General features: G+C 38.5%; 10 protein-coding genes and 2 pseudogenes. 9 read left to right on the forward strand and 3 right to left on the reverse strand.

Annotated elements, in window-relative coordinates; all coding sequences use genetic code 11:
• Window positions 1–20 precede the first annotated feature (20 nt).
• Window positions 21–470 (reverse strand): DinB family protein, encoded by a 450-nt coding sequence (locus ACQKMR_RS23165; protein ID WP_427699392.1) that lies wholly within the window; start codon window positions 468–470, stop codon window positions 21–23.
• A gap of 265 nt (window positions 471–735) precedes the next feature.
• Here ACQKMR_RS23165 and ACQKMR_RS23170 point away from each other — a divergent pair.
• The 4 genes and pseudogenes from ACQKMR_RS23170 to ACQKMR_RS23185 all read left to right on the forward strand — a co-directional run.
• Window positions 736–941, forward strand: a pseudogene (locus ACQKMR_RS23170) (urease subunit gamma); the annotation flags it as partial.
• A pseudogene (locus tag ACQKMR_RS23175) lies at window positions 940–1,125 on the forward strand (urease accessory protein UreG); the annotation flags it as partial. The pseudogenes ACQKMR_RS23170 and ACQKMR_RS23175, both read left to right, overlap by 2 nt.
• A 250-nt stretch (window positions 1,126–1,375) precedes the next feature.
• Window positions 1,376–1,768 carry a hypothetical protein gene (locus ACQKMR_RS23180; protein WP_427699393.1) on the forward strand — a complete coding sequence of 131 codons (393 nt, stop codon included), beginning with the start codon at window positions 1,376–1,378 and terminating at the stop codon, window positions 1,766–1,768.
• A gap of 80 nt (window positions 1,769–1,848) precedes the next feature.
• The gene (locus ACQKMR_RS23185; RefSeq protein WP_427699401.1) at window positions 1,849–2,178 is read left to right on the forward strand and encodes a DUF1648 domain-containing protein; all 330 of its coding nucleotides are present in this window, start codon (window positions 1,849–1,851) and stop codon (window positions 2,176–2,178) included.
• Between the two features lie 134 nt (window positions 2,179–2,312).
• On the opposite strand, the gene ACQKMR_RS23190 is transcribed toward ACQKMR_RS23185, so the two are convergent.
• On the reverse strand, window positions 2,313–3,191 hold the full coding sequence (locus ACQKMR_RS23190) for a dimethylarginine dimethylaminohydrolase family protein (RefSeq protein WP_427699394.1): 879 nt from the start codon (window positions 3,189–3,191) through the stop codon (window positions 2,313–2,315).
• Window positions 3,192–3,629: 438 nt separating this feature from the next.
• Here ACQKMR_RS23190 and ACQKMR_RS23195 point away from each other — a divergent pair, with 438 nt between their 5' ends.
• Both ACQKMR_RS23195 and ACQKMR_RS23200 read left to right on the forward strand, forming a co-directional pair.
• Window positions 3,630–5,246, forward strand: a complete 1,617-nt coding sequence (locus ACQKMR_RS23195) for a long-chain fatty acid--CoA ligase (protein WP_427699395.1) — start codon at window positions 3,630–3,632, stop codon at window positions 5,244–5,246.
• 92 nt (window positions 5,247–5,338) lie between these two features.
• Window positions 5,339–6,136: an enoyl-CoA hydratase gene (locus ACQKMR_RS23200; RefSeq protein WP_427699396.1), complete on the forward strand. Its 798-nt coding sequence runs from the start codon at window positions 5,339–5,341 to the stop codon at window positions 6,134–6,136.
• 104 nt (window positions 6,137–6,240) lie between these two features.
• Here the strand turns inward: ACQKMR_RS23200 and ACQKMR_RS23205 are convergent, their stop codons facing one another.
• A complete protein-coding gene (locus tag ACQKMR_RS23205; RefSeq protein ID WP_427699397.1) occupies window positions 6,241–6,429 on the reverse strand; it encodes a YhzD family protein in 189 nt (62 codons plus the stop codon).
• Window positions 6,430–6,966: 537 nt separating this feature from the next.
• Here ACQKMR_RS23205 and cysK point away from each other — a divergent pair.
• From cysK to ACQKMR_RS23220, 3 genes are all read left to right on the forward strand, one after another.
• On the forward strand, window positions 6,967–7,890 hold the full coding sequence (cysK, locus tag ACQKMR_RS23210) for a cysteine synthase A (RefSeq protein ID WP_427699398.1): 924 nt from the start codon (window positions 6,967–6,969) through the stop codon (window positions 7,888–7,890).
• Between the two features lie 185 nt (window positions 7,891–8,075).
• Window positions 8,076–9,293: a metallophosphoesterase family protein gene (locus tag ACQKMR_RS23215; protein WP_427699399.1), complete on the forward strand. Its 1,218-nt coding sequence runs from the start codon at window positions 8,076–8,078 to the stop codon at window positions 9,291–9,293.
• Window positions 9,241–12,336 carry an AAA family ATPase gene (locus tag ACQKMR_RS23220; protein ID WP_427699400.1) on the forward strand — a complete coding sequence of 1,032 codons (3,096 nt, stop codon included), beginning with the start codon at window positions 9,241–9,243 and terminating at the stop codon, window positions 12,334–12,336. The genes ACQKMR_RS23215 and ACQKMR_RS23220 overlap by 53 nt, the downstream gene beginning before the upstream one ends.
• Window positions 12,337–12,704 lie beyond the last annotated feature (368 nt).

Raw genomic sequence — 12,704 nt, forward strand, 5'->3', positions numbered from 1 at the left:
AGCAGCTTATGGTTTTTTAGTTAGGATTGGATGAGAAGCTTCATCGCATGAATTTGTCCAATGTGACTTGCCTCGTGTAGGACGACGAAGTTAATAAACTCTCCTACCGTTTCCATTTCTCTGAAAGGTTGTGCTACTTTTTCGTTCAAGCTTTCTTCCGGAATTTCAAGAAGCCGACTAAGTTGTTCCTGTAACTGCTGCGTTAAAACTTCAACAGAAGGGATATCGCCAGTCCAGTCAGCTGGTTTTGAACCGTATCCAAATAGTTGTCCGTAATTAGCAGGCAAGTTACTGCTATTTGGTGAGTCCAATAAAAATTTTTCCGCTGCGGAAAGGACATGTCCAAGATGCCAATGGATGGTATTATTGAACCCCTTCGGCTGGACATCCATAAGCTCAGGACTTAATCCCTCGATTTCATTTAGTAAATTGCTGCGCATAACTTTAAGTTGATTTTTCACATAACTCATTTTTTGTTCTCCTCTCACTGCTTATTAACAAAATAGTTCCTTAGCAAATTATAGCAAGGGTGTTTGGATATTATCAAATTTTAGGTAAGCACTTTCAAAAAGAGAGGTGTTTATTAATTTACAAATAATTCCATTTTTATACTCGGAATTATCAGAAAAGTTATTATTATTGAATACATTGGGTAATGGCAATATTGAGTGTTGTATCTTTAATAGACTCTTAATATAAGAAGTTTTATGGTTTTAATGGCAGAAGGAAAGGGGCATGCGCTTAACAGCTATGGAACAAGAAAAATTAAATTAATGGTCATAATGGCAGCAGATTTGGCAAGACGACGAAAAGATTGCTGCTTGAAATTGAACTATCCGGAATCGGTTGCCTTGATCACATATGAAATTGTGGAAGGGGCGCGCGATGGTAAGTCTGTGACAGAACTGATGCAGTTTGGAAAGACAATTCTTTCAAGTGAATGCTTCGATGAATTTTGCAGCAATTGATGAATTGGTAGAACTTCATCCAGAACTGGATTTGATTTTTGTTGAAGAGTGGTGGTGGCAATTTGGCAGCTTTTCAATTTATATCATTGATGTGGCCCAAGGGGAGAAAATCCCCCGAAAAGGTGGACAGGGGATGATTAAATCGGACTTGTCCATAGATGTACATTATTATATTTGGAGTTGGTACATGTTTGGGCATACTTTTAATTATTTAAGTATCCCCATTGTTACTAATCCTTCTCTCAGAAACTCTCAAGGTAAAAGCCTGGAGTTCTTTGCTTTAAGAAAGGATAGTTTTTGCACTCTTTTGTCGCCATTTATTAAACATTCCTATTACTCTTTTGAGATATACTAGTATAATGAAAATATTGGATATTAGACTATTTAAGTAAGGGGGATAACATTTAATGAAATGGAGACTATTTTTACTTGCACTTTTCATAGTATCTTTAATGTTAACAGGCTGTTCAAATAAACAAGAACATATTTCGATTCAAAAACGTGAGGGGAAAAACTACAAATTTGAAGCGTATAAAGAAAGTATTGAAATTGAAAAGACTATAAAAACAAAAGAAATATTAAAAAATGTTAACTGGGAAAATTTCAAAATGGATAAAGATCGTCCTAAAGCGGATTATATCTTTTATTTTAATGATGAAAAGAATGAGGATAAAATAGAAGTTTATTATGTTTGGGTTATTTCTGGAGGAAATATATTGGAATTGACGAGAGATAAACAAAGCAAGTATGTACAATTAAATAAAGCGGATTCTGAAATTGTATTAAACTTGATACAATAATAAGGGAAAAGTTAGAATAAGTAATAAAGTTACCAAAAACGGTTTAGGAAAAACTAATTGATATTCTTTCACTTATTATTATAGTACTCAACCTTATTTATTTGATTAAAGAGTGGGGTACTTTACCTGATCAGGTTCCGATTCATTTTAATGCTAAAGGCGAAGCAAGTGGTTGGGGAGGGAGAGCTGCAATCTGGTTTCCTCCTATCGTAAGTATTTTTCTATGGTCAATTTTGACGACTTTAGAGAGAGTGCCTGATACCTTTAATTTCCCGATAAAAGTAACGGAACAAAATGCGGAGCGTGTATATAAAAAATGGATTTTGAAGGCGGAAATTATTGTTTTTTTTTATATCAGCTGGAAATCTGTTCATGTTACTGGAGGTAGGGAAGTTGTGCTTGGTATTTAAGAATTATCTATTTTCCTGGTTGTCCTTTTGGGCTCCATCGCTTTCTTTGTGGTACGCTCATTTCTAAAATAAACCGAACTTCACTATAGTAAGTTCGGTTTAAATCTATCTAGATTACGAGCATATTTCTTCCGCTAAGCAAGTTCAGTTTTCTTATTTGTTGTTCGCAACAGAGGCATGGTGCAGCAACGGAAAGAGCCTCCGGACTTAATGATTTCGCTTATATTGACTTCAATGACGCAATATCCGCGTTCACGAAGCTTGTGATTTACTTTTTTATTGCATGGGAGACTAAACACTTTCCTATTTCCAATAGAGAGCACGTTTGTTCCTAATGTGAATTGTTCCTCTTTAGTCACTTCAATTATGTCATAACGTGATGCTAATAAGGCTAACTCTTTTTTTGTAAGGGCTTCTGGGAAGATAAGTGCCTCCGTTTGTGAGATAACATTGAAAATACAGTCCAAGTGAAGGAATTTTTCAACGAAAGGAATTGGGATGATATCGTATTCTGATAATAAGGTTTGAAGATACTTGATTGATGTTTTATCCGTTCTATCACTGATTCCGATATAAATGGTCTTTCCATCAATGATGACATCCCCACCCTCTATTCTATTCTTACTTAAGTTGAAGAATGGGACATCATTTTTTTCTAGCCAGGTTTTCAAAATAAGTTCTTCACCTTGCCGGATATCTGTAGCCATCTCAGCGACGTACACGGTATTGCCAAGAGTGAATCCGATATCTCTCGTAAAGACTTGTTCTGGATATGCAGATTGGGGAGGTAGATTTATGACTTCAATTCCTTCATGTTTGAGCGACTTTACAAAATTGGTATGCTGCTCCATAGCAAGTACACGATCAATGTTCTCATCTTTAAACTCTTTTTGTGTTTCGTTAATGATCTCACGAATCTCCATATATTTTGGTTCACATACTATCACCCGTGAAAGCTTTGAATATTCGCTCGCGCAGTAAGCCTCTAGTTCTTCGTTTATCTTGTTTACCATTGATGAGCTCCCTCTAAATATCATTGTATCTTTACTATTACCTCTTTTTTCTGGAAAGAAACATAAAAAATAAGTCGTTTTTTAAAATAGTCTTTGTGGACAAATTTTTTTTGAAAAATTACAGAAAGCATTTACTATTGTTAAGAGATTTCCTATCTATTCTTAAATTACGTTTGTATATAATATCCATTTAAGACGATGGACATTAGGAAATTCCCAATCTTTGATGCCGAGTTTCTAATTAGGGCCCTACTCCCTAAAGTTATGGAGAGCTGAATAAGACGACAAAGGATCTATTTTGAGGTCCTTTTTTATTTAACAGTTATGTAATACAGAGACTTAAAATAAAATGTAAAACCGTACCTAGGGAAAAAGGATTATTTTTTTTCTGGTCGAATATATAAGTGAAAGCGTTTTCTAGAGAAGGGGGAGATTGTTATGATGGATACTCCATTAATTATGACGCAAATCATTGAGAGAGCTGAAAAATATTTTCCGAAAAAAGAAGTAGTTTCGCGTACGGACAGTGGAATTCACACTTTTACATATGCTGAGATTGCTGAGCGTACAAGAAGGCTAGCAAGTAATCTTGAAAAACTCGGTATCACGACAGGTGACAGGATTGGTACACTTGCATGGAATCATCATCGGCACTTGGAAGCATATTTTGCGATTCCTTGTCATGGGGCTGTCCTACATACAATTAATATGCGTCTGTCTCCTCATCATGTATCTTATATCGTTAATAGTGCGGAAGATCGATTATTGCTAATAGACCCTGATGTCATACCTATGTTGGAAACGATTAAAGATGAGTTAACAACGGTAGAAGGCTACATCATTATGACTGATAATGATGAACTTCCTGATACGACCCTATCACCTGTTTACCATTATGAAAAGTTATTGGCTGAAGGGAATCCTAAGCAGCCATTCATTCAGGATTTAAATGAAAACGCTCCTGCCGGCATGTGTTATACATCCGCCACCACAGGAAATCCGAAGGGTGTAGTTTATTCACATCGCGGAATTTTGTTGCATGCGATTGCGCTAGGGCTTGCTGATTCTACAGCAATCAGCGAACGGGATGTGGCTTTGCCAGTCGTACCAATGTTTCACGTTAATGCTTGGGGCATGCCATTTGCAAGCGTTTGGTTTGGTACAAAGATGGTTTTACCGGGACCAAACTTTACCCCGAAAATTTTGGCAGAGCTTATAGAAACGGAAAAGGTCACAATCGCGGCAGGAGTTCCGACGATTTGGCTTGGGTTGTTGAGGGAGCTTGAAGAAGGTAGTCATGATACGAGCAGTATTCGCGCTGTATTATGCGGAGGGTCGGCGGCTCCAAAAAGCATGATAAAAACTTTTGAGCAAAAGTATAGTATTCCATTTCTGCATGCTTATGGTATGACAGAAACAAGCCCGCTCGTATTTATTTCCAAACCCAAAAGCTATCAGGAAGACCTACCTGAGGCTGAACTATATGAGTTGAAAGCCAAGCAGGGACTTGTTTCGCCAATGATAGAAATTAAAGTCGTTGGGCAGGATGGTGAAGTCAAACCGGATGGAAAAGAAATGGGAGAATTACTTATAAGGGGCCCGTGGATAGCAGATGAGTATTTTAAAGATGAGCGATCAGAGGAGACGTTCAAAGATGGCTGGCTTTATACTGGAGATGTTGTCACGATAGATGAGGAAGGCTTTGTGAAAATTGTCGATCGGACAAAGGACTTAATCAAAAGCGGTGGAGAGTGGATTTCCTCTGTAGATATAGAGAATACATTAATGGCTCATGAGGGTATCTTTGAGGCGGCAGTCATTGCAGTGCCTCATGAAAAATGGCAGGAACGCCCAATTGCTTGTGTTGTCTTAAAGAATGAATATAAAGGACAGGTATCCCAAGAAGAAATAATAGAATTTTTAAAACCGCAGTTTGCTAAGTGGTGGCTACCGGATGAAGTAGTCTTTTTGGATGATATTCCAAAAACGGGTGTAGGGAAGTTCTTGAAAAGGGCGTTGCGTGATCAGCTTCAGGATAATTATATTAAGAAATAAAAGGTAAAATTGAATAAATATAACTTTTTTCTACTACCATAGTAGAGAGAGCATATATAATAAATTTATAGAATGAAAGAGGAGGAAATAGATTGAGTAATGAATCATCATCAAATTCAGGTACGGTTTTAGTCACATATTCGGAACGAACAGCAACTGTCGCTATGAATCGTCCAGAGGCTATGAATGCATTAAATCCTCAAATGCTAAATGATTTTGTTTTTGCTCTTAAAGAAGTAAGTGAGAATGAGGACGTTGACGTCGTCGTTTTAAAAGGCAATGGGAAAGCTTTTTCAGCAGGTGGAGATATTAAAATGATGCTCGCACCTGAAAAAGAAGATGGGTTTAATGAACTGATGGATGGAATTAGTGAATTAGTCACAACCTTGTATTTCATGCCTAAATTGACAATCAGTGCCATTCATGGTGCAGCAGCAGGTCTTGGTTTGAGTATTGCGCTTGCAACTGACCATCTAATTGCTGACTCGGAAAGTAAAGTTGCCATGAACTTTATCGGCATCGGATTAATTCCTGATGGGGGTGGACATTTCTTCCTTGAGCGACGTCTAGGTGAAGTGGGAGCGAAAGAATTAATCTGGGAAGGTAAAGTGCTAACAGCGCTCGAGGCTAAAGAAAAGGGCCTCATTCACGAATTAGCAGACGGAACTTTGGAGCAGGCGGTAGAGAGAAAAGTACAAAGATGGCTGAAAAGTCCGGTCCAAGCGATGATCAAGACGAAAAAGATACTTAGTGAAAAAAATCGTCCTTTATTAATTAAGATGCTTGAAATTGAAAAAGCTGCCCAATTGAAAATGCGTCAAACAGCGGATCACCAAGAAGGTATAAAAGCTTTTGTTGAAAAAAGAAGACCAAATTTTATCGGAAAATGAAATGGAAAAGGCCGTCACATTACTGTGACAGCCTTTTTATATATCAGAAAGAAGATGTATAAGTCTTTGTCTAAATCTAAATGATTACTCTTCTATTTTCCAAATCAGCGATGAAAAAGTAATAACGCGCCTGCAGGTGATGTACAGCGATGTGTTTGATTTTGGTAGTTTTTTTCATTTAATAGATTTTGACCTAATTCTTTTGCATGTTCATCATTCTCAGCCGTAAATGATTCATCCAAGAGTTTTTCCCCGGACGGTTCAAATACGGTTAATTTGTATATTCTGCTCATTTTCAAAACTCCCTTTTCGAATAATGGACTGTTTTTTCGTAATATTTAAACTGTTATTGAAAATTCTATCATTATCTGTCAATTTTGACTATTGTTATGTATGGAAAATGTATGTAGATTATTATTAATTTATAGAATGTCAAGAGTAGATAAGGTTTTCATTCAAGTCACTTTTGAAAAAAATCAGACTTCATTTTAACAGAAACAACGCCTGACTTTGCAAAGCCAAAAACAAGCAGAATTACTATATAAAGTAGGGGGGATTTATAAGAATCTGGATACATCCTTAGTATTGAAAAGAAATATATCGAAAAGCTTTATAAGAGTTCGAAACTGATAAATTAAGGTAGTTTACTCTATAGCCTTCAGGGCCCTATGAGTTAGCTTTTTATTTTGCCCCTTATTTGGACAAAATAAGAACTAAACCTATTTGTTCAAGCGGAATTCTTTCTTTAAAACAAAAAATCATAAATGATATAATAATGAAGAAGACAGAGGAATTTAGAATGTGTATAGGCCGAAAGGAGACTTTTTTGAATGACAGTAAAAATCGTAAATAATATCACGGAATTGATAGGAGATACACCAGTTGTTAGAATTAATCATTTAACGGCGGAGGGTGACGCGGAAGTATATGTGAAACTTGAATATTTTAATCCGAGCCGCAGCGTAAAAGATCGGGCTGCCTTTAACTTAATAAGGCAGGCTGAACTGGATGGAATCATCCAACAGGGGGCAACAATCATTGAACCGACCTCTGGAAATACAGGTATCGGACTTGCAATGAATGCTGCAGCAAAAGGCTATCGGGCTATTATGATTATGCCGGATAATATGTCAAAAGAAAGAATTAACATATTAAAAGCATACGGAGCGGAGGTTGTCCTCACTCCTGCGTCAGAAAGGATGCCAGGTGCGATTCGTAAAGCTGAAGAACTTGCTGCAGAGATTCCGAATAGCTTTATTCCTCAACAATTTGAAAACAAAGCCAATCCTGATATCCACCGAGTAACGACAGCGGTCGAGATCTTAGAGCAGATGGACCGCAAGTTAGACGTGTTTGTCGCAACTGCTGGAACAGGTGGAACGATTACAGGAACGGGTGAAGCGTTAAAAGAACAACTTCCTGATTTAAGGGTCGTCGTTGTCGAGCCTAAAGGTTCTCCTGTTCTTTCAGGAGGGGAGCCAGGTCCCCATAAGCTGGTAGGTACAAGCCCTGGTTTTGTACCTAGCATTTTAAATACCGAAGTGTTTGATGAAATTGTGCAAGCGGCAGATGAGGATGCGATTTCAACGATGAAGGATATGGCTGCGAAGGAAGGTATATTAATCGGGCCTTCTAGTGGCGCCTCTGTCTGGGCTGCCCTTCAGGAAGCTCGTCGACTTGGCACTGGAAAACGTGTCCTTTGTATTGCACCCGATAATGGTGAACGTTACTTAAGTATGGATATTTTTAAATAAATAGTAGAGACCGAATGCTGTGCACGAAACAAAGTGTCTGCCATTCGGTCTTTTTTCTCGTAAATTTGTCGATACTGGTTATCCCGATCCATTACTATAACGGCAGTACTGTGAATCGAATGGGAAAGTATGTTCTGTTTATGTTAAAATAAAAGTAAATTGATTTAGGAACCGAGGTGATTTTAGTGAGCAGTGTGAAGTTCATTCATGCGGCCGATCTACATTTGGATAGTCCTTTTTCCGGATTGAAGGATATGCCGCCAACTTTATTAAGGGAATTGAGAGAAAGTCCTTTTAAGGCCTTTCAAAAAATGATTAATGAGGCAATTTTCCATCAGGTTAACTTTATTGTGTTATCGGGGGATTTATTTGATGGCGAAAATCGAAGTCTTCGGACACAGGTCCGCTTTCGAAGCGAAATGGAAAAACTTCAGCAACACCAGATTCCTGCCTTTATCATTCACGGAAATCATGATCATCTCAGCGGCTCATGGGTAAAGGTGGAGCTTCCGGGAAATGTTCACGTTTTTTCGGGGCAAACGGAAGCGAAATTGTTTCAAAAAAGCGATGGAACGTCTGTCCACCTTTATGGATTTAGTTATCCACGGCGCCATGTAACAGAGCGAATGATCGAAACATACATAAAAGCTGAAGGGGCAGATTACCATATCGGTCTGCTTCATGGCAACCTAGAGGGAAATTCTGAGCATAGCCCTTATGCTCCTTTTTCTCTAAAGGAACTTGCGGCCAAAGATTTTGATTACTGGGCATTAGGCCATATTCATAAGCATCAGGTGGTTTCAGAAAACCCGCTTGTAATTTACCCTGGGAATATTCAAGGGAGGAATCGGAAGGAGTCCGGTGTAAAAGGCTGCCTACTAGTTGAACTGGACGGTGACACTAAGCGACATTCCTTTATCGAAACCTCCTGGGTGATATGGGAAAGTGAAACAATAAAAATTTCTGCAGATTCAAATTTTGATGCTCTGTATAAGGCATGCAAGGGTGTTCTTGAGCAAAAGCGCTTCGATGGTAGATGCTATCTTTTAGAGATAAAGTTGGATGTTGTAGGTTCAGTAAACTATTATGGTGAAATTCTTGAAGAATTGACCAGGATTTTACAGGATGAGGAGCAAGGTGAGTCGTTTGTTTGGCTGTATAGAATCAAAATCATTCAGCCTATATCCGTGGTAAGTTCGAGAGAAAAAATAACGCCGTTTGTGGCTGAAATATCAATGCTTGCTTCTGAATTTGAGGATATTGAGACTGCCCTGGCACCGCTTTATAAGCAGCCAGGAGCAAGAAGATTCCTTGATTCCTTAGAGGTAGAAGAGCAGCAGGAGCTTATGGATGAAGCAGAAAGATGGCTTTTGCAGGTTTTTGAATCAAAAGGATATTTATAAAAAGGAGGAAAATGGTTTGATAATTAAAGACCTCCATGTTTATGGTTATGGCAAACTGGAAAATCAACGTTTTCCAGAAATGAAACAGCTGCAAATCTTCTTTGGAGAAAATGAATCGGGCAAATCCACAATCATGTCTTTCATTCATAGTATTCTTTTTGGGTTTCCAACAAAAGTTCAAAATGAACCGCGTTACGAGCCTAAAATGCATGCCAAATATGGCGGGAGACTCACTCTCATCACAAAACAGGACGGGGAAATCTTTATTGAACGGGTGAAGGGAAAAGCCACCGGTGATGTGAAAGTGACGTTCGAAAACGGGAGGGTTGGAGGCGAGCAAGAACTGAATGATATTCTCCATGGAGTTGATAAAAACTATTACCAAGCCATTTTTTCTTTCGACCTTCAGGGTCTGCAGGGATTACATACACTCAGTGAAGGAACCATGAGTAAATATTTGCTTTCAGCCGGGCTGATTGGGAACGATAAACTTCTCGAGGCAGAAACGAAGCTGCAAAAAGAGTTGGATCTCAGGTTCAAGCCATCAGGTCATAAACCTCTACTAAATGTCAGATTAAAAGAACTCAGAGAAGTGCAAAAAAAGGTGAAAGCGGCAGAAGATGAACAAAAGACATATACGGCTTTACTGCTGGAAGAAACAAAACTTACAGGTGAACTTTCTGAAATCACGGACCAGATCCAAGAGATAGAGGTAAGCCATGTTAACTCGAGTACTTTTTTACGAATTAAACCGTTGCTTGAGGAACGGGAAGAAATTGAATCAAGACACAGTAAGATTAAGGATGTCAGTTTTCCTGTTGATGGTTTAAAAAGGTTTGAACAGTTACAAGCAGTTGGAATGCCAATTAATGCCCAACTAGCCGCCTTGACTGAGAAGGTAGAGCAACTTGAACAAAATCTAGTACAAATCGAGATCAACCCGTTTATCAAGGATCATAAAGAACGGATCGAACATGCAATCGACCAAGGGTCATTGCTAGATAAGCTTGAGTTGGACATGCGCAAAGCGGAACATGAAAGGCTGATGGAAGAAAAGAATATTGAAAAGGTAAAGCAGGAATTATTCTGGGATGTTTCTGATGAAGAAATCAGGAAACTCGATATTAGTACATTCAATAAGGAAAAGGTAAAAAAAGCAGAGAGGGAGAAGCATCGTCTGCAAAATGATAAAAGACAGCTCGATGAAAAATATGGATTACAAAAAGGGAATCTAGAAACGACGGAAGCACGCTTGAAGGAGATAAAGCAACAGCTATTGACAGAAGAAAAAAGAAACAAGCTGGAGTCTTTATATAATAAGCAGAATAGTACCGGTTCTGAAGAAGCTAAAATCCTGCTTCTTGATGAGCAAATTGTGGAGCTTGAAAAACAATTGAAATTACAGAAGAAGAAGGAGGAGAATAATCGCAAACGTTCGCTGCTCATAAATGGCAGTTTAATAGGACTTTTTTGTTTGGGTGCAATAGGAAGCTTTTTCAGTGACCAGATATTAGTAGGAAGTATACTTCTGACAGCGGCCGTTTTGTTTGCAGTTTCTAGGTCTTTGTTCAAGGGGGATGATATATTGTCCGGGTTTACCCGTCAACTTGATGAAGCGAAAAGGAAAAGGGCTGTATTTGAGAGTGAGGCAAAAACTAACAGAGAGATTGAAGGAGAGTCGATGGGGCAACTGCTGGAACAAGATTACCGTCTTCAAAGGCAGCTCGAAAATGAACGGTTTAAATATGAAGAGCGAGAGGAAGCCTTCGAAACGACTATCCAGGAATACGCCGCCTGGGAAGCAAGCAGGGACCGACTAAATAAAGAGGTGAGCACCATCATTAATGGCTGGGGTTTGCCTTATTCCGGAGTGGAAATCAATCTTGAATCCGTATTTGAATTGCTTGAGAAGTGGAAGGAAGCCGTTGAAAGGAAACATGAAAAAATCAGACAATATCAATTTTTACATTCAGAGTTTGAAGGTAAATCGGAGTCTTTATTTCGATTTGCTCTAGGGATTGGTCTGGAGCCCTCCACTTGGAGGGACGCAATCAGCCTTTTGAAACGAGAAATAAACAATACGATGGAAAAAAACGTTCAACTTACACAATGGATGCAGGAACTGAGCCGTTTAACGAATGAAATAGAGCGGCTGTCGATAGAAAAAGACTATCTTGATGTGGAAAAGGAACAGCTTTTTGCCATAGCGCATGTTAAGGGTGAGGAAGAGTTTCGTCAAAACGCGGTCTTGTCTGAGGAGAAAGTCATGTTGCAAAAACAATATGATTTGCTAAACATTCAAATAGGGCAATCCCGAATGCAGTCTGAACTGATTCAAACTCTCTATAAACAGGGAATCAGCACATATACTCTTGAAAAATTGGAACAAAAGCGTAAGGATTTAGTAAAGGAAAAATCACTTTTATTGGAGAAGCGGTCCGATACGAAGCAAAGAATCAAACAGCTTGAGGCTTCAGGTATTTATGACGATTTACTTCATCATTTTTATGAAGAAAAAGCGGCTTTTAACGAGGAAGCTAAGGAATGGGCAAAATTTGCCATAGCCAAAAGCTTATTAAATAAAACCTTAGACCGATATAAACGGGAACGTCTCCCGAAGGTCATCGCTGAAGCAGAACAACATTTTGCATTTTTAACAAATGGGCGCTATAGGAAGATAAACCTTGAACAGTCAGGTGATGGACTTTGGGTAGAGCGCAGTGATGGCTTGAGTTTCAGTGCTGAGGAGGTCAGCCGTGGAACAGCAGAGCAAATTTATGTTTCCTTAAGGCTAGCGCTTGCTGATCATACTTTTGAGGATGATTCATTCCCACTCATCATTGATGATAGTTTTGTTAATTTTGACGGGGTAAGGACAAAACGGATGCTTGAATTATTGAAGAAGGTGTCGGAAAAGCGGCAAATTTTCTTTTTTACATGTCACCAACATGTATTGGAACATTTCACAGAAAATCAAGTAATTCGGCTATCTAAGCAAGGTGTGCATCAAAATGAGAATGATATAATTATTTCTGAAATATAAATTACTAATAAAGAGAGTGAAGTCATTGAATATGACTCACCCATGAGCTAGGTCACGCGTTAGATCCGCATCTTGCTATGCTGAGTGATGAGTTATCCGGTACGGAAAATCCAGATATCCTTTATCAAATAGAAGTCAATGCATGGAATATTGCCGAGGAACTAATTCCTTTTATCGATCAGGATTTGTTCTTCCTAATTAGAAATGAATCCTTGGCTTATTACACAAATCGCCTACTTGTTGGATAAAAAACACCTCTCCCAGTATAGGAGAGTTCAGACTGTAGACAAACTCGATGAAAATCGAGTTTGCCTACAGTTTTTTTATGGCTTGTACAATTTGAACGTTGATTGGAACGTAGGGCACTC

Source organism: Peribacillus sp. NPDC096540, assembly GCF_050278525.1.
Taxonomy (GTDB): domain Bacteria; phylum Bacillota; class Bacilli; order Bacillales; family DSM-1321; genus Peribacillus.

What these genes read in the sequence shown, in the direction of transcription:
- ACQKMR_RS23165 (WP_427699392.1), bottom strand. Translation starts at nt 470, where the DNA reads ATGAGTTATGTGAAAAATCAACTTAAAGTTATGCGCAGCAATTTACTA.
- ACQKMR_RS23180 (WP_427699393.1), top strand. Translation starts at nt 1,376, where the DNA reads ATGAAATGGAGACTATTTTTACTTGCACTTTTCATAGTATCTTTAATG.
- ACQKMR_RS23190 (WP_427699394.1), bottom strand. Translation starts at nt 3,191, where the DNA reads ATGGTAAACAAGATAAACGAAGAACTAGAGGCTTACTGCGCGAGCGAA.
- ACQKMR_RS23195 (WP_427699395.1), top strand. Translation starts at nt 3,630, where the DNA reads ATGATGGATACTCCATTAATTATGACGCAAATCATTGAGAGAGCTGAA.
- ACQKMR_RS23205 (WP_427699397.1), bottom strand. Translation starts at nt 6,429, where the DNA reads ATGAGCAGAATATACAAATTAACCGTATTTGAACCGTCCGGGGAAAAA.
- cysK (WP_427699398.1), top strand. Translation starts at nt 6,967, where the DNA reads ATGACAGTAAAAATCGTAAATAATATCACGGAATTGATAGGAGATACA.
- ACQKMR_RS23220 (WP_427699400.1), top strand. Translation starts at nt 9,241, where the DNA reads ATGAAGCAGAAAGATGGCTTTTGCAGGTTTTTGAATCAAAAGGATATT.